Genomic DNA, 23,447 nt, shown 5'->3' on the forward strand with positions numbered 1-23,447 from the left:
TTGCCGGATTTCATTGATAACAATGTCAGCAAGTGTCCGTTTAGGTGTGGCGAAATTCAAATAATAGCAAAAAGTTAACGTGCTGCTATAGCAAGCTAAGGAGCGTAAAACGCTTCTTTATAAACTGACTATGAAGCAAACAAATTTTTTTATGGCAAATACCTTCGCACCTTTGTGTGGCACGAAATGTGATGACGGGCGCAACGCTCTCCTCAGGATTAAAGGCAGTGGAGGCCTAAAAAAGATCCAACAATAAAAGCAGAAAACAATCATCCATTCGGCAGGTTTCTCCGTAATGTGCCCTGAAGACTCAGGCGTAGCCGACGCAACCTCTTCGAACACCTTTCTCTGTAACCATTCCTCGCTTTTCATATGAAAAACGCTTACAAGGTCGCCCTACGACGCGTTGCATGGCAGCGCCTCTGTGCGATAATGTTCACCCTTTTAAGCTTGTCAGTAGCTGGTCGTGCACAGACCATTACGCTAACCCCTGAAGGTCCGCTGTCCTTCCAGTCGTCGCCGGGCGTGCCCTCGGCGCCGCAGTCGGTTAACGTATTAGCTCAAGACATCAACGGCGACATCGTAGTAACGGCACCGGTCTTTACCGTACAGAACGGCACCGCGCGCTTCGAGCTTAGCACCACCGCCAACGGCACTTACTCGCAGACGCTGACCTTGGCGCCGGCCGCGGGAAACCTGAATCAGAACGTATTCATCCGTTTCTACTCGACGGTAGCTACCACGAGCTTCTTCGGCGACGTGGTAACGTTCGACGAGCCGGCCGACGGCTTCAATCAGCAAGTACAGGTATTTGGCCGGGCCCTGAACCCCGCTCCGAGCCTGACCGTGACGCCCATCAGCCTGAACGACTTTGGTTCGGTACAGGTGGGGGCTGCCAGCGGCTCACAATCCTTCACCATCGGCGGCAGCAACCTATCGAGCGCCGTAACAGTGACTGCCCCGACGGGCTTCCAGGTGCAATCGGGGTCGGGCGTGTTCTCGAACCAGATTACGCTGACGCCGGTCAACGGTACGCTGGCCACCACCACGGTTAACGTGCGTTTCGTGCCGGTTGTCGCCGGGGCTACCGGCAACCAGAACGTGGTTGTTTCGACCTCGAATAACTCGGGCGGTACCACCACCCGCAATGTGCGCGTAAGCGGCACTGGCACGGCGGCTCCGGCAGGTGCTAACATCAACGCTACGCCGACGGTAATTACCTTCGGTAACGTAACGCAAAGCGGCTCAGCCGATACGCGCCAGTTCACGGTAAGCGGCACGGGCCTGGGCACGAACCCAGTTACCATTACGCCATCAAACGCTAACATTCAGGTGCGCAATGCTTCGGCTGGTGGTTCTTTCACCAGCGGCGCGCTCACGTTGGCTTCCAACAACGGCACGATTTCGCCGACGACCATTGAAGCGCGTCTGGTGGCTCCCATCCCCAACGGCGCCTTCGCCGGCACCATCGATCTGACGAGCCCGGGTGCTACGCCGGTATCCATTTCGATTTCGGCTAACTCGAACGGCAACGTGTCGGATATTTCCATCACGAACCCCACGAGCAACACCTTTACGTTTGCTACCCGTCCGGGCACCGTTTCGGTTCCGCAAACCTTCCTCATCTCGGGTACCAACCTGCTGCAGCCTCTGACGGTATTCCCGACGGGCCCCAGCGGCGGCTACTTCGAAGTATCGGCCGACAACATCACGTACTCGAGCCAGATTTCCTTCACGCCTGACGGCCAAGGCAACGTAACGCAGCGTCCGGTATACGTACGCTTCGTGCCGGGCAACAACGCCGTGACGGTTAACGCCATCATCCGCGCCACCAGCTCGCCGGCACCCGACCGCGACGTATCGGTGACGGGCATCAGCGAGCCTACGGTGCGCCTGAACCGCGTGCTGGGCTTCTTCGGCGACGCCGTAGTGAAAAACGAGACCACGGCGCCGATCAGCGTGCGGCTGGATGCCTTCCTGCTGACGGGCCCGCTGTACTTCCGTTTCCCCAACGACACGGACGACCCGCAACGTAACCCCACGAACACCCCCCAGTTCGAATTCTCGACGGACAACGGCGCTACCTACGTGAAGTCGGACACGCTGCTGAACAACAACGAAGGCAACCGCTCGATCAACCTGCTGGTGCGCTACGCGCCGACCCGCGTGGGTAACTCGGCGCAGGAGCTGCTGTTCCGCAACGCTGCGCTGATGAACAATGCGGAGTTTGCACTGACCAGCGGCAACGGCCGTGCCCAGGGCTTCGCCATTGCTCCGGTGCCCACGGCTCAGTCGACGGCTCGGGTGGTACGCGCTGGTGCTTCGGCTACCATCACGTTTGACCTGACCAACCCGCCCGCCGGTGAAAGCTACGGCCAGAACCGCCTGGTAATCGCTTCGTCGACGTACCGTCAGCTGCCGCCCAGCCTCTTCCCCCAGGCCAAGCAGAACTTCAACCCGGGCGTAACCCAGGACGGTGCTTACCAGTTCGGCACGGGTACGCCGATTGAAACCAGCAGCAATACGTTTGTGGTGTTCAGCGGTGCGGCCAACAGCTTCACCGTGGGCAACCTGGATCCGGCTCTGGATTACTACTTCTTCGCCTTCGAATTCAATGACGACGGCCTGCTGAACGCTGAGAACTACAAAGTGCCGAACAACGAGCCGCAGGTACCGCTGCCCGTGGAACTGGTATCGTTCGACGCTAAGCTGCGCAACGGCAAAGTGGCCCTGACCTGGGTAACGGCGCAGGAGAAGAACAACCGCGGCTTCGAGCTGCAGCGCAGCCAGAACGGGCGTGACTTCACCTCGTTCGGTTTCGTGGCCGGTCACGGCACCAGCTCGGTACGTCACGAGTACAGCGCCGAAGACGCGCAGCCGCTGGCTGGTACCTCGTACTACCGCCTGAAGCAGATCGATAACGACGGCTCGGTGAGCTACTCGCAGCTGGTAGCCGTGAAGAACGGCCGCACCGCCGAGGTGACGGTATTCCCGAACCCGATGGACGACGTGCTGAACGTGCGCCTCGCCAGCCCCGGCGCTGACGCCGAAGTGGTGGTGAGCGACATGATGGGCCGGGTAGTACTGCGCGGCAAGCTGTCGGCCGACGGCACCTTCAACACCAGCAGCCTGCGCTCGGGCAACTACATCGTGACGGTGACCAACGGCGCTGAGAAAACCAACCACAAAGTGACCAAGCGCTAAGCTCGCTCGGCACCCCAGCAAAAAGCTCCCTGCACATCCGCAGGGAGCTTTTTTTTTGCCAACGGCGGCCAGCAGCGCAACTATTCACCGCGGAAGACGGTACTCACCGGGCCGCGCCAACTGTGGAGCCGCGGCCTGTTTCTGCCATTTCTCTCACCCCTAATTTTTGATTGCCCGTGTCCCTAAACTCTACCAACCCGGACGGGTGGCGCCGCTTGCTGCGCTTCTCCCGTCGATTAGCTACTCTGGCGCTGGCGGCCTGCCCGCTTGCCCTCCACGCAGCTCCCTTTACCAACGGTAACGTGGTGGTGGTGCGCGTAGGCGACGGCGCCACCACGCCCGCCCTGTCGAACAACGCGGCTGCGGTGTACCTGGACGAATACACTCCGGCCGGCGCGCTGGTGCAAACCATCATGCTCCCGACCACGGCTACCAGCACGCAGAGGCTGTTTTCGTTGGCCGGTACAGCCAACTCTGAGGGCATGCTGAGCCTGTCGACGGATGGGCGCTACCTGACGCTGGCTGGCTACGAGGCCCCCGTGGGCACCACCAACGTGGCTACGACCACCAGCGCGCGAATCATAGCCCGTATCGATGCCAATGGCAACGTGGATACGTCCACGGGCCTGACCGATGCCTACCTCGGCAGCAACATCCGCGGGGCCGTGACCGACGATGGCACGCGCTTCTGGCTGGCTGGCAACAGCAGCACCGGCAGCAGCGCCGGTACTCGCTATGCCGCCCTGGGCGCCACCAATTCCGTGCAGATCAGCGCCACCCCCGCTAACGTGCGCTCGGTTGGTATTTTTGGCGGACAGTTGTACAATAGCTCGGCCGCTGCCTCCTACATCGGGGTAAATGCTGTGGGTACGGGCCTGCCGACCACCACCGGGCAAACCTCGACCCTGGTGGTGCCTGACAACACCGGTTCCAGCCCTTCGCCCTACGGCTTTGTGCTGCTCGACTTGGATGCGACCGTAGCCGGGCCGGACGTGGCCTACGTAGCCGATGACCGCACGACGGCCGGCGGCGGCATTTACAAGTACTCGCTGGTAGGAGGGACGTGGACCTTGAACGGCACCATCTCGGCCACGACGGGGCTGCGGGGGCTGACTGCCCGCGCAACGGGTAGCTCCGTGACGTTGTTTGCCACCAGCAATTCCACGCTCTACTCGGTAACGGACAATACAGGCTATAACGTCGCACCTGCTGCCGCCGCGACGCTCACTACCCTGAAGGCGGCTGCTACTAACACAGTGTACCGTGGGGTAGCTTTCGCGCCGACTGCCGGTGCTACCTCCACTGCGCCAACCATTGCCAGCTTCACGCCGGGCAGCGGTCCGGCGGGCACGGTAGTGACGATTTCGGGAGCCAACTTTACCGGCGCTACAGCCGTGAGCTTCAACGGCACGGCCGCGACCAGCTTCACGGTTAACTCGGCGTCCAGCATCACGGCCACGGTGCCGGCCGGCGCCACGTCCGGTACCATCACCGTGACCACGCCCGGCGGCACGGCCACTTCGCTCGTTTCCTTCACGGTGACAGCACCGAACCCGGTGCCCACCATCAGCGGCCTGTCGCCCAACACGGCGGTGGCCGGTAGCGCGGGCTTTACCCTGACGGTAACAGGCTCCAGCTTTCTGCCCTCGGCCGTTATCAACTTCAACGGTACGGCGCTGACCACCACGTTTGTGTCGGCGGGTGAGCTGACGGCGGCGGTACCAGCTTCCGCCCTGGCTACGGCCGGCACCTACAACGTGACAGTGACCAACCCAGCGCCCGGCGGCGGTACCTCCACGGCGCTGCCCTTCACGGTAACGTCTGCTACTCCGGCCCCGACCATTGCCAGCTTTACGCCTGCGAGCGGACCGGTGGGCACGGTGGTAACCATTACCGGCACTGATTTCACCGGTGCCACCGCTGTAAGCTTCAACGGCACGGCCGCCAGCAGCTTCACCATCAACTCCGCTACAAGCATCACGGCGACGGTACCCACGGGCGCTACCACCGGTGCTATTGCCATCACGACTCCCGGCGGCACTGCTACTTCGACCACAAACTTCACGGTAACGGTACCGAACCCGCTGCCAGTCATCAGCAGCTTGTCACCCAACACGGCGGTAGCTGGTAGCCCGGCCTTCACCCTGACGGTGACGGGCACTGGCTTCGTAAACGGGTCGGCAGTGAACTTCAGCGGTGCTGCCCTGACGACCACGTTCGTGTCGGCCACGCAACTGACGGCGGCGGTGCCCGCTTCGGCCATTACTACGGCTGGCACTTACAACGTGACGGTGACCAACCCCGCTCCGGGCGGTGGCACCTCGGCGGCTGCTACTTTCACCGTTACCACGCCGGCGCCGACTGTTACCAGCTTCACGCCCGCCAGCGGGCCGGTGGGCACGGTGGTGACGATTACGGGCACGAACCTGACCGGCGCGACGGGCGTGAGCTTCAACGGTATGGCTGCGACCAGCTTCACGGTTAACTCGGCTACCAGCATCACGGCCACGGTGCCCACGGGCGCTACTTCCGGCACCATCGCCGTGACCACGCCCGGCGGCACGGCTACTTCGGCTACCAGCTTCACGGTGACCGTGCCCAACCCGGCACCGACCATCAGCAGCTTGTCGCCCAGCACGACGGTAGCCGGCAGCCCGGCCTTCACCCTGACGGTGACGGGCACTGGCTTCGTAACGGGTTCGGTGGTGAACTTCAACGGCACGGTGCTGACTACCACATTTGTATCGGCTACGCAGCTGACGGCGGCAGTACCCGCTACGGCCGTGGCCACGGCTGGTACCTACAACGTGACGGTAACCAACCCGGCTCCGGGCGGCGGCACCTCGGCGGCTGCCACCTTCACTGTGACGGCCCCCACTCCGGCTCCGACCATTGCCAGCTTTACGCCGGTTAGCGGCCCGGTGGGTACCGTGGTGACCATCACCGGTACCAACCTGACGGGTGCTACGGCAGTGACATTTAACGGCACGGCGGCCACCGCCTTCAGCGTCGTAAGCGCTACGAGCATCACCGCCACCGTACCGGCCGGTGCTACGACGGGCACTATTGCCGTCACGACCCCGGGCGGCACCGCTACTTCCACGACGAGCTTCACGGTAACCGTGCCCACGCCGGCGCCGACTGTTACCAGCTTCACGCCCGCCAGCGGGCCGGTGGGCACGGTGGTGACGATTACGGGCGCGAACCTGACCGGGGCCACGGCCGTGAGTTTCAACGGCACGGCCGCGACCAGCTTCACGGTTAACTCCGCCACGAGCATTACCGCCACGGTGCCGGCCGGCGCTACTTCCGGCACCATCGCCGTGACCACGCCCGGCGGCACGGCTACCTCGACTACCTCGTTTACCGTGACTACGCCCACGCCGGCGCCCACCATTACGGCTATTTCGCCGTCGAGCGGCGCCGTAGGCTCAGTGGTGACCATCACCGGTACCAACCTGACGGGGGCCACGGCCGTGGCCTTCAACGGGGTCAATGCGCCGACATTTACGGTGGTAAGTGCTACGCAGCTTACCGTGACGGTGCCAGCCGGTGCCAGCAGCGGTACTATCTCCGTAACCACGCCGGGCGGCACTGCTACCAGCGCCAACGTCTTCACCGTGACTACGCCCACGGCTAACGCTGCGGCCCGCGCCCTCGATGGCCTGACGGTGTACCCCAACCCGGTGGAGAACGTGCTCAACGTACGCTTGGCCGGCGCAGTACCCGCCGCTGAAGTGCTCGTAACCGACATGCTGGGCCGCGTGGTGCTCAACGGCCGCTTGGCTGCCGATGGCACCCTGGACACGAGCCGTCTGCCAAGCGGTAACTACCTGGTGACTTTCACGACCAAGCTTGGCAAGACCACCCGCAAAGTGAGCAAGCAATAAAATAACCTGCTCTCTGTAAAAGAGAAAAGCCCCTGCCGACTTCGGTAGGGGCTTTTTTGTTGGCGGCCGGCCGCGCGGTATAACAATTAGTTAATATTGACATGGTAGGACTATGGTAAGCACGCACGGTACTTTTGTACCTTGTCTGCGACTCTCTTCACCTACCAAATCCTGATTGCATGAAGCACGCATTTACGCGTTTGCGCTGGCCTTACCCTGCGGTTCAATGGCTAACACTCTTGTTGATGCTCTGTGCACCGCTGATGGGGTGGGGGCAGACACCAGCAAGTATTCTTGGGGCTACATATAATGAGGATTTCAATACACTTGCCTCATCAGGAACAAGTAGCAGTGTGCCTGCAGGTTGGGCGTTTGTTGAAACCGGTAGCAACGCCAACACAACGTATGCCGCCGATGCCGGTGGTGGCAACGGCGGCAATACTTACAGCTACGGAACGGGTAGCACGCCCGAGCGTGCTTTCGGCGGTCTACGAAGCAACAATGCCGTACCAATTATTGGCGCAGCATTTACCAATAACACAGGGCAAACCATTACTTCGCTGAATATTGCTTACGTAGGTGAAGAGTGGCGGCTCGGCACGGCAGGTCGTACAGATCAGCTAGACTTTCAATATAGCATCAACGCGACCAGCCTTAGCTCAGGTACTTGGGTTGACGTCAATCAACTAGATTTCATCACGCCTAATACAGCGACACCTATAAATGCTAAGGATGGCAATATCCCTGCAAACCGCACGAGCATTTCCTATACCATTACCGGATTGAACATTGAAGCGGGGGCTACAATCAGAATTCGTTGGACTGACCTTGACGCAAGTGGCGCCGACGATGGCTTGGCGATAGATGATTTCTCGCTGACTCCCAATCCACTATCGACTACCCCCACTCTCACCAACCTTAGCCCGAACGTCGGGCCGATAGGCACCAGCGTCGCCATCACGGGTACGAACCTGACCGGCGCGACGGGCGTGAGCTTCAACGGCACGGCCGCCACGAGCTTCACGGTCAACTCGGCCACGAGCATTACCGCCACGGTGCCTGCCGGCGCTACCACCGGCACCGTAAGCGTAACTACGCCCGGGGGCACGGCCACCGGCCCTACGTTTACTGTGGGGGCCCTGCCCAACCCCGAAATCAACGTGCAGCAAGCCGGTAACAACGTAACCAGCGGCAGCACCTTCAGCGGTTTTGCCGCCACCACCATCGGCAGCTCGGCCGCCGCGCTGACGTTTACCATCCAGAACACCAGCGCCACCGATGCCCTCACGCTGGGCGCTTTCACCTTCACCGGGCCCTTCGCGCTGAGTGGTACGGCGCCCACGACGGTAGCTGCCGGCGGGGCCGTTACGTTCGATGTGGTTTTTGCGCCCACGCAGAGCGGGGCCAATACCGGCTCGGTGAGCATCGCCAACAACGACCAGGACGAGAATCCGTACGTCGTCACCTTCTCGGGCATCGGCAACAACCCGGTGCCCACCATCACCACACTCTCGCCCAACTCGGCTATTACCGGCAGCACCATCTCCTCGCTGACCATCACCGGCACCAATTTCGTGAGCGGGGCCACGGTGAATTTCGCCGGCACCAGCTACCCCACCACCTCGCAGACGGGCACCCAAATTACCGTGGCGGGCGTGGCCGTGCCCACCACGGCCGGCCCTTACGACGTGGTAGTAATCAACCCGGCACCGAGCGCCGGACAGTCGGTCGCAGCCACGTTTACGGCCGAGGCACCCTTTTCGGGGCTGATTGAGGACTTTGAAACCTCGCTCAGCAAGACCGTCTACAACACGGGTTCGTTGGCGCTGACCAGCGGCAGCTGGACCTTTGACGAAGCCGCGCTAGGCGCCCTAGCCAATGATAAAAAGAACGGCAGCAAGTCGGCCCGCCTGCGCGGCGGGAGCATCTACATGAACTTTGACAAGCCGAACGGCGCCGGGACGATAACCGTGCAGGCCGCCCGTTACGGAACCGACGCTGCCAGCTCGTTCGTGGTGGAGGTATCGAACGACGGCGGCGCCAGCTTTACGGCGTACACCAGCGCTGTCACGCCCGTTACGGCCACGCTGACGGGCTACACCTTTACGGCCGACGTCAACGGGGCCGTGCGCATCCGCATCCGCCACGTGGGCGGCTCCGTCGGCAACGACCCGCGCTTAAACATCGACGATGTATCTATCTCGGATTACGTGCCCACCGGCCCGGAAATCACCGTCAAGCAGGACCCAAGCACCAACGTCAACACCGGCGGGACGGTTAGCGTAGCCACGACGGCCGTTGGCGGCATCCCCACCGATGTGGCCTTCACCATCACCAACGACGGTGTGCAGCCCCTGACGCTGGGCACCATCACCGCAGCCAACGCCGAGTTTAGCCTCACCGGCTCCGACCCTTCCAACACCACGCTGGCGGCCAACGGCGGCACGGCGAACTTCACGGTGCGCTTCGCGCCGGCCGGAGCCGGTACGCGAACCGGCTCCATCAGCATCCCCAACAATGACGTCACCGGCAACGAAGACCCCTTCGTCATCAACCTGAGCGGCAGCGCTACGGCCGTGTACTACGCCAAGGCTACCGGCCTGCTCAACAACCCCGCTACGTTCGGGGTGAACCCCGACGGTACGGGCCTGGAGCCCACGAGCTTCACCGCCGCCGGGCAGCTATTTACGGTGACGGGCACGGGCCGCACCCTGGCCGCCAACCTGACCATTTCGGGCACTGGCTCCCGGCTGGTAGTGGCCCCGAACGCCGAGCTGATCATCCCGAGCGGCTTCAACTACACCGGCCCGCTCGACCTGGGCGCCGGCAGCACGCTGGTAGTGCAGAACAACACCCTGGCCTACACCCTGGGCACCGTCGACGCCACCAGCACCGTTGATTATGCTCAGAGCGGCACCTTCGCGGTGCCCGCCAGCCGCACTCCGAACGGCGGCTACGGCAACCTCAAGCTCACCAACGGCACCAAGACCCTGCCCACCGGCTCCACCACCATCCGCGGCAACTTCACCGTGGAAAACGTGACGGGCTTCAACGGCTTCGCCGGCAACAGCGCCTCGACTTACACGACGCTGAGCCTGGAGGGCAACCTGACCCTGCTCGGCACCGTGACTCACGGCCCCACCGGCAACGGCTACACCCTGTTGCTCGACGGCACGAGCCCGCAGACGCTGACCGGCAACGGCAACGTCATCAGCCTGTTCCGCCTCACCAACAACAACGTGGCCGGCGCTTCGCTGGCGGCAGGCGGGACCGATATGCGCCTTGGCAATAGCAGCACCGGGGGCCTGACGCAAAGCGCGGGTACGACCCTGGCCCTCAACGGCAATACCGTTACCGTGGCCGAGAACGGCGTGTTCAGCGGCACCGGCACGCTCACGGCGGCCTCCACGGCTACGCTGGCCGTTGCCAAAACCGGCAATGCCGACCCCGGCAACGTGTACTTCGGGACGGGCGAGACGCTCGGCACGCTGACCCTGAATGCCACCGGCAGCGGCGACGAACTGACCCTGGGTAGCAACGTGACCGTGAACAACCTCAACCTCACGGACGGTGTGCTGGCCCTCAACGGCAAAGCCCTGACCCTCAACGGCCCGGTAACGACGACCACGGCTGCCCAGCTGCGGGGCGGCACTGGCAGCTCCCTGATCTTTACCGGCACCGGCAGCATCGGTGCCCTTGATTTTGCCACCGGTACGGCCACGCTGAGCGCCCTCGTCCTGAACCGCGACGCGAACGTGACCGTGGCGCTGAGCGACGTTCTGACCGTCACCAACGCTACGCTGATCCGTGGCTCCTTGTTCTTCACCCCGACCACGCGCCTGGTGGTAACGGGCACGCTCACGGGAGGCTCCGCCGACAGCTACGTGAATGCCCTTACCCTGCAGGCCGGGGCCAATGCCGCCGCGGCCACGCTCAGCTACCCGCTGGGTGGTGCCCTGGGCTTTTACCGCCCGCTCACGCTGGACCTGGCCCAAACAACCAGCGCGGCCGTTACCGGCTATACGGCCCGCATCGTGGAGCAGTCGGCTAACCCGCGCGGGGTAACGGCGCCGCTCACCAACGTGTCGGCCATCCGCTACTTTGCCCTCAACAAGGAAAACGGCGGCGGTGGCTTTACCAGCGGCACCCTCACGCTGACCTTCGGCACGGACGACGGCGCAAACGACCAGAGCACGCTGCGCCTGGCCGCTTCCTCCGGCGGCGCGGCCTTCGCCGATCTGGGCACGCCCACCATCACGGGCACCTTCCCCAGCTCCGGTTTCGCCACCGGCACCATCACTGCCAGTCTGAGCAGCCTCCCGGCCGATGTGGCGCTGGCTACGTCCGCCACCGCTGACGGCGCCAATCCCTTGCCCGTGACGCTGGTAGAGTTTACGGCCCGCCCGCAGGGCCACGGCGCGCTGCTGCGCTGGACCACCGCCCAGGAGAAAAACAACGCCCGCTTTGAGGTGCAGCGCAGCGCCGACGGCCGCGAGTTCCGCACCATAGGCTCAGTAGCCGGATCGGGCAACAGCACGGTAGCCCACACGTATGCGCTGGTTGACCCCGAACTGGCGGCCGGTACGTGGTACTACCGCCTGCGTCAGGTCGACTTCGACGGTACGGCTACGCTTTCGGACGTGGCGACGCTCAGCAAGCTAGCGGCGCAAACGGCTTCTGTATACCCCAACCCGGCCCGCAACCGCGTGTACATAGCCGTGGAGGGTGCTGCCCAGTGGGTGATTACCGATATGCTCGGCCGGACGGTGCTCGAAGGCCACCGCTACCCCACCGATGGAATCGACATCAGCCAGCTGCCGGCTGGCTCGTACCAGATTCATGTAACTACCGGCGCTCAGCGCCTGCGCCAACAGCTGATCAAGGCTAATTAGAACAAGCTTTCTTGTTTGCCTCTTGCACCGCCCGGGCTTTTAAGTCCGGGCGGTTTTGTTTATGGCTATATAAGGCTGTAATCCAGAGCTATATGAAGTTTTTGTTTTGTATGGATATTTATAATAAAATAAATATAAAATATGATTAAGTGTAAAATTGCTTCTATTTTCAGTTCAACACGCCACTTACTTCCTATTGCAGCATGAAAAGCCGTACCAATACCTGCTTCAACAGACTCTTAATGGCCGGCACAGCCGCATACGCGATGCTGCAGTTTTCCACCGCAGCAGTCGCGCAGCGGGTGACGGTAATGAGTCAAAATTTCGACGGAGCCGTAGCTACCGACGCTACGATGACCTATACCGGCGCGACTCCTTCGGCCGGAGTCGGAATAGGTGGAACCAGTGCCATCAACATTGAGAACATTACTGGCAACAACAACTCAAACCCGGTTACTGCTATTACCACTAGTCAAATACGTGTTACGGGTACCGCAGCAGCTTTTTTCAGGTTTAATCTCGCCAGTGTCACGTTAGGCAACGGAGGCTTAGATAACAATGGCTCCATATTGGTTACAGTCACACTTAACAACAATCAAGTAACTACACTGCGTATTACCGGGGCCAATAACGGTTCGGCGGCGTGGGATTACAACACTGGCACCCTGACCCGCGCTATTACGGCACCGGGGGCTTCTCTTGCAGATGTAACTATCCTTAGCAACGGTAGCGCAGGCGTAGTAACCATCAACTTACCAACCGGAACATATAATTTTCAAGCGTCTATTCAGCTAACGGCTCCAGCCAAAACAGCGCTGCGGATTGATAATCTGGTGCTGGATGGGGGCGGACAACTCCTGCCCGTTGAGCTGGCTTCCTTCACCGGCATCCGCCAAACCAGCTCGGTACTGCTGAAGTGGACCACGGCTCAGGAGCTGAACAACGACCGTTTTGAGGTGCAGCGCTCCGCCGAGGGCCGCGACTACCAGACCATTGGCACGGTACAAGGTAAAGGCACTACGTCGGTAGCCACGTCCTATTCCTTCGCCGACGCCCAGCCGCTGAGCGGCTCGAACTACTACCGCCTGCGCCAGGTCGATTTTGACGGTTCCGTCCACTACTCGCCCGTGGTTGTCGTGCAGGGCGGCAAGCGGCAGGTACTGCTGACACCCAACCCGGCCGTTAGCCAACTAGACGTGCGCTTCAGCGGCGAGGCCGTGCAGTGGCGCATCCTCAACCCAGTGGGTCAGGTACTGCGCAAAGGCGCCATTGCGGCCAACGCCACGCTCAATGTCTCCGACCTACGTCCGGGTGCTTACTTCTTCGAGGCAACGGCCGATGGCCAACGCTCGGTGCAACGGTTCATCAAAGCTGAATAAAGGCCCACGCAACGTGGTGCTCAAACAACAAAGCCTTGCCAGCGCGGCAAGGCTTTGTTGTTTGAACGGTTTCAGACGACCCAATCAGCAGTTAGTGGCGTTTAGCCCCGCTCGGTGCGCGCTGCTGCGCGAAAGCGCTGCCAAAGCTCGGGTTCGTCCTGCTCGTAAATGCGGAAGAACGTGCGCAACGAGGCCACTGCACGGGCATTCTGCTTGAGCAAGCGCTCTAGGCTATTAGCCGGGCTGTTCTCCCCACTGGCTGCGAGGTTGCGGCGCAGCTCGCTGAGCAGGCTTTGGGCTTGTTGGTAATGTTCCTTAGTAAAGCGGCGCTGCGCCAGGGCTGCGGCGCGTTCGGGCGCTAAGCTGAGCAACCGGCGGGCTTCCTCCACCAAGGCTTGGTCGGAAAGCTTACGCAACCCGTTCGCGCGGCCGGCCAGCGCGGCCAAACGTGGATCTTTGGCGCTGGTAGCCAAGGCGCGCATAGCTACCGAAAAGCGCTGCAGCAGCAAAGTCAGCTGCCGGCGTACGCCAACGGGGCGGGCGGTTGTTGGCGACGCAGATGCCTCGCCTTGCGCGGCCAGTTCCTGCGCCTGCGCTAATGCAGCGCTCAATTGCTGGCGCAGGGGCGCTACGTCGGCTTCAATATCAGTGTAATGGGCGGTTTCGGCGGCCAGAAAGGCGCTAACTGCTTCATCGCGGCGCAGGCGCGCTTGGATCAGAGTATTCTTCATTGCGCGGAGCTAATGACTGGGGAAAGAAGCACGCAAGGTACTAATAACCCGATTAGGCCCGCCAGTTAGAACGATAAGCTCCAATTGAGCAGAAAACAAACAAGCCCTCCGCCGCTGGGCAGGAGGGCTTGTCATGAAGTCGTTGGCAAAACGGTTATACCGAGAAACTTTCGCCGCAGCCGCAGGTGCGCGAAGCGTTGGGGTTGTTGAAGAAGAAGCCCTTGCCGTTGAGGCCGTCCGAAAAGTCCAACTCGGTACCAGCCAGGTACAGGAAGCTCTTCATGTCGACCACCACGCGCACGCCCTTATCCTCAAACTCCTGGTCCATGGGCTTCACCTCGTCGTCGAAGTCGAGCTTGTAGCTCAGGCCCGAGCAGCCGCCGCCGGCCACCGAGGCACGCAGGCGGAAAGCGTCGGTAAGGCCCGCGTCCTGGCGCAGGGCAGCTACTTTCTCTTTGGCCTTGTCAGAAACGGTAATCATGTCGCTTGTCAGTTGTCGGTTGCCAGTTGTCAGGCGGGCACGTCAGCAGCGCGTCCTGTCTGATAACAAACAACTAGGAAGAAGGATTCAGCACGACGCTAAACACGGTGATGGTGTTCAGGTCGCGGCCGTAGTAAAGTTTGTCGAGGGCTTCGTAGGCGTTGTGGGCGCGGAAGTAGGAGGTTTGCAGCTCCTTGCCACCACGAGCCCGCCACTGAATGGTGTAGGAAGCTTCGCTGTCGCGCGAGCTTTGCACGTAGCCGAGCATCTTGCGCAGCGCATCCAGCTTGTCGTAGCCCAGCTCGTAGCGAAACAGAAAACTCTGCTGGTGACGCGGATTCACGGTAATCAAATCCAGCCGCGTTTGTCCGTCGATCTGCCGGAAATCAAACACCAGCTGATCGGCCGGCAAACCCAGAGCTTCGGCAATTTGCCGCTGAATGCGCGCACTCTCTACGTGCACGTCGGAGGAAACTTCCATTCGGTATAGAAGTGAGCAGTCAGAACTTAGAAGTGAGAAATCAGCCCCGTATTCGGAGTCTGACTGCTCACTTCTACGCTCTCAGTTCTACTTAGTGGTGCGACTTGGCAGCTTCCAGCTCCGGCAGACCGTTTTTCACGCGGTAGTCGTTGATGGCAGCCTTGATGGCGTCTTCAGCCAGCACCGAGCAGTGGATTTTAACGGGCGGCAGGGCCAGCTCCTCCACAATCTCCATGTTGTCGATGTTCAATGCCTCGTCCACCGATTTGCCCTTCAGCCACTCGGTAGCGAGCGACGAGGAAGCAATGGCCGAGCCGCAACCGAAGGTCTTGAACTTGGCATCGGTGATGACGTTGGTGGTTTCGTCCACCTCGATCTGCAGGCGCATTACGTCGCCGCACTCAGGAGCGCCGACCAGGCCGGTGCCCACGTTTTTCTTGCTCTTGTCCAGCGTGCCCACGTTGCGCGGGTTGCTGTAGTGGTCGATTACTTTATCGGAGTAAGCCATGACGGACTTAAGGGTTTGAGAGTTTATGAGTTTGGGAGTTTTTGAGTTTAAGAGTTGAGGACCTAAATCCCTCATAAACTCTCAAACTCATTAACTCGCTAACTGGTCTTAGTGTTCAGCCCACTCAATGGAGTTGAGGTCGATGCCTTCCTTGAACATCTCCCACAGCGGAGACATTTCGCGGAGCTTCGTCACCGCTTCTTTTACGTGGTTGATGGCGTAGTCGATCTGCTCATCGGTGGTGAAGCGCGACAGACCGAAGCGCAGCGAGGAGTGCGCCAGGTCGTCGCTCAGGCCCAGGGCCTTAAGCACGTACGAAGGCTCCAGCGAAGCCGAGGTGCAGGCCGAACCCGACGACACCGCGAGGTCTTTCACGCCCATCATCAGGCCTTCGCCTTCCACGTACTTGAAGGAGATGTTGGCCACGTGGGGCAGGCGGTGCTCCCGCGAACCGTTTACGTAGCTTTCTTCCAGCGTCAGCAGCTCACGCTCCAGCCGGTCGCGCATGGCCGAGATACGAGCCGTATCCGATTCCATTTCCAAGCGGCACAGCTCGCAGGCCTTACCCAGGCCCACGATACCGGGCACGTTCAGGGTGCCGGAGCGCATGCCGCGCTCGTGGCCGCCGCCGTCCATCTGGGCGGTTACTTTCACCCGCGGGTTTTTGCGGCGTACGTACAGCGCGCCGATGCCTTTGGGGCCGTACATCTTGTGGCCGGTGAAGGCCATCAGGTCGATGCCGTCGGCAATAACGTCAACGGGCACTTTGCCTACCGCCTGGGTAGCGTCGGAGAAGAACAGCGCGCCGTGCTTCTTGGCAATGGCCGAAATAGCGCGGATGTCCTGAAGCACGCCGATTTCGTTGTTGCCGTACATGATGGCCACCAGAATGGTCTGGGGCGTCATAGCAGCTTCCAGTTCCTCCAGGCTGATGAGGCCTTCCTCGTTTACCTGCAGGTAGGTAACGCGGGCGCCCTGCTTCTCCAGGTGCTTGCAGGTATCGAGCACGGCTTTGTGCTCGGTGGTGGCGGTGATGATGTGGTTGCCCTTCTGGGCGTACATCTCGTACACGCCTTTGATAGCAAGGTTGTCCGATTCGGTAGCGCCCGAGGTGAAGATAATTTCCTTCGGGTCGCAATTGATCAGCTGCGCAATCTGCTCGCGGGCATAATCCACGGCCTCCTCGGCCTGCCAGCCAAACGGGTGGTTGCGCGAGGCCGCGTTGCCAAATTGGTCGGTGAAATAAGGCAACATGGCTTCCAACACGCGCGGGTCCATCGGCGTGGTGGCGTTGTTGTCGAGGTAAATGGGCAGCTTGAGCATGGTAGCTTGGTGTTGTCGAAGCAAAGGTAACCACTGCGCCGCGGAAACCACAGGAGGCTGCAGGCTAGTGGAGAATGATTCGCAGGTAGAACAGCGAAACGAACCCGGAGGTTTACTTTTGTCACACAAAAGTAGACACAATCCAAATAACGTAGTGGCGGCCGCGCCGAACGTTTTTTTCACTCCTTATTATATGTTCACCAACCTCGAACACCTGGGCCTGGCCGTGCAGGACCTGGAAGCTGCTACTGCTTTGTATACCAAGCTGCTGGGCGCCGAGCCCTACAAACGCGAAGCCGTGGAAAGCGAAGGCGTGGATACGGTCTTTTTTCAGGTAGGAGGCTCCAAGATAGAGCTGCTGGGCGGTACCACCGAGGATAGCGCCATCACCAAGTTCGTGGCCAGGAAAGGAGAGGGCATCCACCACGTGGCCTTTGAGGTAGATGACATCCGGGCCGAGATGCAGCGGCTGCGCCAGGAGGGCTTCGTGCTGCTGAACGAAGAGCCCAAGCGCGGCGCCGACAACAAGCTGGTGTGTTTTGTGCATCCGAAGTCGGCCCACGGCGTATTGGTGGAGCTGTGCCAGTCTATTAAGGAGTAAGCCATGAGCCAGAAACAACTACGCGAAGAAGTCGATGCCGCCGTGGATGCGCTGCTGATGCAGCTGGTCATCTTGTACCCAACTGATACGGTGTGGGGCCTCGGCTGCGACGCGGAAGTGCCCCGGGCGGTGGACAAGGTGTACAAGCTCAAGCAGCGCCCCGCCGACAAAGCCTGCATCGTGCTGGTGGCCGATGAAGCCATGTTTGCCCGCTACGCCGAGCAGGTACCCGCAAACCTGACGGAACTGCTGGCCACGCAGGAGCGGCCCACTACGTACGTCGTGAAAGGCAGCCGCTACCTGGCCTCCAACCTGCTGGCCGCCGACGGCACCGTGGGGCTGCGCGTGGTAAAAGACGATGAGTTTGCGCATAAGCTGGTGCGCCGGCTGGGCCACGGCGTGGTGTCGACGTCGGCCAACGTCAGCGGCGAGCCGACGCCGGCTATATACAAGGAGGTGGCACCGACCATTGTGCGCGGCGCCGACCACGTGGTGGGCTGGCGGCAGAACGACGAAACGCGCGCGGCGCCGTCGCGGGTGGTACGCGTGCTCGACAACGGCGAGCTGGAAGTGCTGCGGGATTAGGCAGCTGCGAACTGGCGCCGGTTTGGCGAGCAACGCGAGGGTAACCGGCGCCGAAAATAAAGCGGGTTTTCAACCTGCGTCGAACGTTGGACTATTTCGGTAGTCCTGCGGTCAGGCGCCGTACGCAGGCTGAAAGCCTACCTAATGTTGGGCACCGGTTACGCGGCTTCCGCCGCTAAACCGGCGCCAGTTCTCCAGGCTGCCGTACCTTTGCGGGCTCATTGACCCACGTTTCGCATGAACCTGCCGCCTCAGCTGCCCGACTTGCCGTTGTTTCGTACCATCGCCGATGCCGCCCAGGAGCTGGGCTACCCGGCTTACGTCATCGGGGGCTATGTGCGCGACTTAGCCTTGCAGCGGCCGAGCAAGGACGTGGACGTGGTGTGCGTAGGCGACGGTATTCTGCTGGCGCAGGCCGTGGGCAAAAAGCTGCCCAACCGGCCGCGCGTGACCGTGTTCAAGAACTTCGGCACGGCCATGCTGCCGACGTCGGAAATCGAGCTGGAGTTTGTGGGGGCCCGCAAGGAAAGCTACCGTGCCGAGTCGCGCAAGCCCGAAGTGGAAGCCGGCACGCTGGAAGAAGACCTGGCCCGCCGCGACTTCACCATCAACGCCTTGGGGCTGAGCCTGAACGCGAACGACTTTGGGACACTGGTCGACCGCTACAACGGCATTCAGGACCTGAAGGATGGCATCATCCGCACGCCGCTCGATCCGGACATTACTTTCTCGGACGACCCGCTGCGCATGATGCGGGCCATTCGCTTCGCCACGCAGCTGAATTTCGACATCGACCCCGACACCTTCGACGCCATTGGGCGCAATAAGGAGCGGATCAAGATTGTGTCGCAGGAGCGCATTACCACCGAGCTGAACAAAATCATCATGGCCCCGAAGCCGAGCTACGGCTTCAAGCTGCTCTTTGCCTCGGGGCTGCTGCAGCTCATTTTTCCGAAGATGGCCCTGCTGCAGGGCGTAGAAAAGCGCGGGCAGCACGCCCACAAGGACAACTTTTACCACACGCTGCAGGTGCTCGACAACGTAGTGGCCGCCGGTGCCGACCTGTGGCTGCGCTGGGCGGCTATCCTGCACGACATTGCCAAACCGGCCACCAAGCGCTTCGACCCGAAAGTAGGCTGGACCTTCCACGGCCACGAGGACAAAGGAGCGCGTTGGACGCCCGGCATCTTCGCTGACCTCAAGCTGCCCCTGGGCGAGGAAATGCGCATGGTGCAGAAGCTAGTGAAGCTGCACCTGCGCCCCATCGCGCTGGTGAAGGAAACCGTCACTGACTCGGCCGTGCGCCGCTTGCTCTTCGAAGCCGGCGACGACATCGACCGGCTGATGAGCTTGTGCCGGGCCGATATCACCAGCAAGGACCACCAGCGCGTGGCGCGCTACCTCAGGAACTTCGAGCGGGTGGAGGAGAAGCTAAAGGAGGTAGAGGAAAAGGACCACCTGCGCAACTTCAAGCCCGTCATTACCGGCGAAGTCATCATGCAAACCTTCGGCCTGTCGCCCTCCAAGGCCGTGGGCGAGCTGAAGGACGCCGTGCTCGAAGCCATTCTCGACGGGCAGGTGCGCAACGAGCTGGCGGAGGCCTATCCTTTCCTGCTGGCCCTGGGCGAGCGGAAGGGCCTCACCGTTAGTGCCGGCGCACCGAAGTTGGCCTGAGCCGGGAAGCCGCACCCAGCGGACCAAACATGACAAAGCCGACGCGCTACTCAGACGCGTCGGCTTTGTCGTTGGGATTGAACCGCGGGCAACTCACTTCGAGTTCGAGGAAACCGTTGCCTTCCAGTTGCAGCTCGGAAAGGCGCCGAATTTCCTCGGGGGCAACCATTCACTCACCAAGGGGCCCCAAAACTCGTAGTGTTCGGCAGTAAGATGCGGACAATCCATATAGGGTTGCTTACGCAGCCAGCCAGGTAAGGATACACTACCCAATGTAAGGATTATCGGGAGGGTAAGTACATACCGGGCAGCTTTTTATTGCGCCGATTGCTCATCTACGCGCCGGATCTGCGAGGCACCGGATTTGTGGTTACGCACGTTCTGCGGGTTGCCGCTGTAGTCCACGTGGCTGGCGCCCGAAAGGTCGGTGTTGAGCTCTTGCTCCACGTTGAGGCGGGCTTCGCTGGCGCCGCTGAGCTCTACTTTGGCGCGCTGCACCGGGAAGCGGGCGGCCTGCACGTTGCACACACCGGAGCCGTCGATTTCCAGGCGGTCGGCGCGGCCTTCGAGGGTAGTGTGGCAGGCGCCGCTCAGGCCCAGCATCAAGCGCTGGCAGCTGCCCTGGAAGGAGAGGTTGCTGGCGCCGGTCTGCTCCACGCGCAGTTCGTTGTCGTTGTCGAAGCCCATTACGTGGGCCTGCACGGCGCCGCTGAGCTCCAGGTCTTTCAGCTCGGGAGTTTCAATCACGATGAGCACGCGGTTGTTGGCGTCGTTGCGGGAGCCGAGGTTGAAGAAGCCGCGGCTACGGGGCGAGATGTTGAGCTCGTTGCCGGGGCTTTCGGCCTCCAGGTTGCGCAGGGCCCGCTCCGAGCCGTAGGCATCCACGCTGTGCTGCTCGCCGCGGCGGATAACCACGTTGTAAGCGCCCGCAACGTCGATGTCGTCGAAGTTGGTGAAGCTGTAGGTTTCGTGCTGGTCGCCGTAGTCGCCCGGGTCGGTGGAGAAGTCCACGCCCTTGCCATCGTCGCCAACTTTGATGCGCACGTCGCCGATGTTTACGTCAGCCGAAAAGTCGTCGCCGTCCTCGTCGCGCTCGGGCAGATCGGTCGTGCTGCAGTCGAGGCAGTGCAGTTGCCGGCCGATGAGCTCGTACGTGTGCTTTTCGGGGTCTTCCGGGCGGTTGTCACCCACAAAGTCGTCCTCGTCGAGTAAGTAGGCAAAGTCGCGGGTCAGGCGGATGCGCTTGTCGCGGGGCAGGCGCAGGGTCAGGTTTAGCTGCTGGCCGCGGAACACGGCGCCGGGCTTGAAGGTGAAGCGGTCATCGAGCACCACGGAGGAGTCGCGGATGGCGGCGCGGTAGCTGACGCTGGTGCGGGCCAGGGCGGCGCCGGCCGCTTCGGTGCGGCCGTGGGCCGAGTAGTCTTCGATCAGCGTGACCACGTTGCCGCTGTCGGCGGCCGACAAGCTCAGGTCGGGCGTCATTTCCCAAGAGCGGCTGTAGTCGAACGAGCGGGTACTCAGCGTGATGGTGGGGTTGGCAATGGTGCCCAGGTTGCGCTTGGCCGTGAAGTAGCCCTGCTCCTGGAACTCCTGCGAGAGACGTATCCCGCCGAAGATGGAGCCCACGATGCCCAGCATCCAGAGGCCCAGCAGCAGGATGGTGAGCGTGCGGCTCATCAGCCAGCGGCGCACCAGCAGGCCCACGCCAGCGAAGAGCAGCAGCAGCACCGGGATACCCGCGGCCAGGAAGCCGCTCAGCACGAACCAGCCCGGCACGCCGGCCAGTACGGCAAAGGCGGGCGCATCGCCCAAGTGGATGTTTTGCGACTCCGGAATCCAGCCCAGGGCCACGCCAGCCAGCACGAGCAGCCCGATCAGCAGGGCGAAGCCAATGAACAGGAACATCAGGCCCACGAACACCCGGATGATGGTGCCCAACACGCGGGCCACGGGGCGCACGGCGCGGGCAAATTCTTCGAGGAACGCGCCGACCGGGCGGTTAGCAGCCGGCTGCGGGTTGCGTAGGCTGTTTTCCAAACCAGACAGCGTCACGGGCTCCCCCCGCATCTGCGCCTTTTGGGTGAGGGAGAGGGCCGGGGGCACCACCATCCACAAGATCAGGTAGAGGAACAGGCCGGTGCCCCCGATGAAGATGCTGAGCACGAATACGATGCGCATCACGGCTACTTCCACGCCCAGGTAGTGGGCCAGGCCGGCCGCTACCCCACCGATGGAGCCGTTGTCCGTATCGCGAAAGAGCTTGCGCGTCACGTCGTCGTCGGGCATCGGGGTGTTGTCGTCGTAGCGCTTGGGCAGCGAAATCCAGAGCACCACGTAGGTCAGGAAGCTGATGGCCGGCAGGGCGCCCACGAAGTCGCCGATAACGGGCGAGAGCAGCGTGAGCACGAAGGCCAGGCGAACCCAGAGGGGGTTGACGTTGAAGTAACGGGCCAGGCCGGCAGCCACGCCAGCCACGCGGCGGTTACCCATGTCGCGGTACAGGCGGCGGGGCGCATCGGCCTCGGCGCTCGACGAGCTTTCCGCGCCGAAGGGGCCTTTGGAGCCAAACGGACCCTCCGGGCCGAACGGGCCTTTCTTGCCGAACGCGCCGGCCGGGCCGAAGGGGCCGTCGGGCGCGCCGATGCCGCCGGAAGCCGCCGTGCCGGCCACGAGTACCTCTTCCTCGTCCTCGTCGAGGGCCCCGTCGTTCTGGAAGTCCTGCACGCGGCCCATCTTGGCCATCATGGCTTCCACGTCCTCGAAGGTGATGACCTGCTTGGTGGTGGAAGTCCGGGCAGCGAAGATTTCGGCGATACGGCCTTCGATGTCGGCCACGATTTCCTCGTGTCCGCGGAAGGTACTGAAGTGCGCCTTGACGTCCTGCAGGTAGCGCTGGAGTACTTCGTAGCCATCTTCCTCAATGTGGAAGATAAGACCCTGCAGATTGATGCTGATATTCTTTTTCATCGCAGTGCTGCAACTAAGCGGTGGTTAGATAATCGCGTCCGGCAGGGGAGTGGGCGGGACGAGGCCGCCAAGGGGGCTGGGCGCGGCGCCATTGGGTTTGGTGCGGATAATCTGGATGGAATCTTCGATTTCCTCCCAGGTCAGGCGCAGTTCGTGCAGGAAGTCCTGCCCCACCGGCGTGAGGGTGTAGTACTTGCGGGGCGGGCCGCTGCTCGACTCCTTCCAGGTATAGTCGAGCAGGCCGGCGTTCTTGAGGCGGGTGAGCAGGGGATACAGAGTCCCCTCCACCACGATCATGCGGGCTTGGGTTAGCTCCTCCAGCATGTCGGAGGCATACACCTCGCCCCGCGCAATGATTTCCAGAATGCAGAATTCGAGGATGCCCTTTCGCATCTGCACTTGGGTGTTTTCGACTTTCATAGGCTTGCGGGCGGTAGTCGGTGAAGAATGGTACAAATATAAAGGCAGGTACTTTGTAACGCAAGGTACTAGGCTAAAATAATTTTGGTTGTGCGATGTTCACCGGTAAGTAGTTGGGCTGCTTAGTGTGTAAACTATTGGATTATAGTTTATTGCGCTTGATACTTTCTATTTGATGGAATCTGGAAAATTCATACGGTTAGGTACGGATAACCATCGTAGCGAAACTTTTTAGTGGAATAGGGCAACCGAGCTAGTCTGAGCGCGAAAGGGTGCCAAGGCCACCGGACGTTTTTACACTGCGGCTCGCA

14 protein-coding genes are annotated in these 23,447 nt (G+C 61.5%); 7 read left to right on the forward strand and 7 right to left on the reverse strand.

The annotated features are described in order from the left end of the window. The first annotated feature begins 432 nt into the window (after positions 1-432). The 4 genes from B0919_RS13275 to B0919_RS25265 all read left to right on the forward strand — a co-directional run bounded on the left by B0919_RS13275 (position 433) and on the right by B0919_RS25265 (position 13,365). Positions 433-3,204, forward strand: a complete 2,772-nt coding sequence (locus B0919_RS13275; protein ID WP_176133035.1) for a T9SS type A sorting domain-containing protein — start codon at positions 433-435, stop codon at positions 3,202-3,204. A gap of 176 nt (positions 3,205-3,380) precedes the next feature. Continuing rightward, on the forward strand, positions 3,381-7,094 hold the full coding sequence (locus tag B0919_RS13280; protein WP_139362104.1) for a beta strand repeat-containing protein: 3,714 nt from the start codon (positions 3,381-3,383) through the stop codon (positions 7,092-7,094). Between the two features lie 854 nt (positions 7,095-7,948). Next, a complete protein-coding gene (locus tag B0919_RS13285; protein ID WP_176133036.1) occupies positions 7,949-11,986 on the forward strand; it encodes a choice-of-anchor D domain-containing protein in 4,038 nt (1,345 codons plus the stop codon). An 833-nt stretch (positions 11,987-12,819) separates the two neighbouring features. Beyond that, positions 12,820-13,365, forward strand: coding sequence for a T9SS type A sorting domain-containing protein (locus B0919_RS25265; protein WP_176133037.1), 546 nt, complete (start codon positions 12,820-12,822; stop codon positions 13,363-13,365). Positions 13,366-13,466: 101 nt separating this feature from the next. Here the strand turns inward: B0919_RS25265 and B0919_RS25270 are convergent, their stop codons facing one another. From B0919_RS25270 to B0919_RS13315, 5 genes are all read right to left on the reverse strand, one after another. Then, positions 13,467-14,096, reverse strand: coding sequence for a hypothetical protein (locus B0919_RS25270; protein ID WP_078012750.1), 630 nt, complete (start codon positions 14,094-14,096; stop codon positions 13,467-13,469). 154 nt (positions 14,097-14,250) lie between these two features. Then, the gene (locus B0919_RS13300; protein ID WP_078012751.1) at positions 14,251-14,577 is read right to left on the reverse strand and encodes a HesB/IscA family protein; all 327 of its coding nucleotides are present in this window, start codon (positions 14,575-14,577) and stop codon (positions 14,251-14,253) included. A gap of 73 nt (positions 14,578-14,650) precedes the next feature. After that, the gene (locus B0919_RS13305; protein ID WP_078012752.1) at positions 14,651-15,058 is read right to left on the reverse strand and encodes a hypothetical protein; all 408 of its coding nucleotides are present in this window, start codon (positions 15,056-15,058) and stop codon (positions 14,651-14,653) included. Positions 15,059-15,149: 91 nt separating this feature from the next. Continuing rightward, positions 15,150-15,566 carry a Fe-S cluster assembly scaffold IscU gene (gene iscU, locus B0919_RS13310; protein ID WP_078012753.1) on the reverse strand — a complete coding sequence of 139 codons (417 nt, stop codon included), beginning with the start codon at positions 15,564-15,566 and terminating at the stop codon, positions 15,150-15,152. Positions 15,567-15,674: 108 nt separating this feature from the next. Beyond that, positions 15,675-16,889, reverse strand: coding sequence for an IscS subfamily cysteine desulfurase (locus B0919_RS13315; RefSeq protein ID WP_078012754.1), 1,215 nt, complete (start codon positions 16,887-16,889; stop codon positions 15,675-15,677). A 193-nt stretch (positions 16,890-17,082) separates the two neighbouring features. Here B0919_RS13315 and mce point away from each other — a divergent pair, with 193 nt between their 5' ends. From mce to B0919_RS13330, 3 genes are all read left to right on the forward strand, one after another. Continuing rightward, positions 17,083-17,490 carry a methylmalonyl-CoA epimerase gene (mce, locus tag B0919_RS13320; protein WP_078012755.1) on the forward strand — a complete coding sequence of 136 codons (408 nt, stop codon included), beginning with the start codon at positions 17,083-17,085 and terminating at the stop codon, positions 17,488-17,490. 3 nt (positions 17,491-17,493) lie between these two features. After that, positions 17,494-18,075 carry an L-threonylcarbamoyladenylate synthase gene (locus tag B0919_RS13325; RefSeq protein ID WP_078012756.1) on the forward strand — a complete coding sequence of 194 codons (582 nt, stop codon included), beginning with the start codon at positions 17,494-17,496 and terminating at the stop codon, positions 18,073-18,075. Between the two features lie 237 nt (positions 18,076-18,312). Beyond that, the gene (locus B0919_RS13330; protein WP_078012757.1) at positions 18,313-19,749 is read left to right on the forward strand and encodes a CCA tRNA nucleotidyltransferase; all 1,437 of its coding nucleotides are present in this window, start codon (positions 18,313-18,315) and stop codon (positions 19,747-19,749) included. A 315-nt stretch (positions 19,750-20,064) separates the two neighbouring features. Here the strand turns inward: B0919_RS13330 and B0919_RS13335 are convergent, their stop codons facing one another. Continuing rightward, the gene (locus B0919_RS13335; protein WP_078012758.1) at positions 20,065-22,716 is read right to left on the reverse strand and encodes a PspC domain-containing protein; all 2,652 of its coding nucleotides are present in this window, start codon (positions 22,714-22,716) and stop codon (positions 20,065-20,067) included. Positions 22,717-22,740: 24 nt separating this feature from the next. Next, positions 22,741-23,136 (reverse strand): PadR family transcriptional regulator, encoded by a 396-nt coding sequence (locus B0919_RS13340; RefSeq protein ID WP_078012759.1) that lies wholly within the window; start codon positions 23,134-23,136, stop codon positions 22,741-22,743. Positions 23,137-23,447 lie beyond the last annotated feature (311 nt).

It is taken from the genome of Hymenobacter sp. CRA2, from assembly GCF_002007105.1.
In the GTDB taxonomy this organism is placed as follows: Bacteria; Bacteroidota; Bacteroidia; order Cytophagales; family Hymenobacteraceae; genus Solirubrum.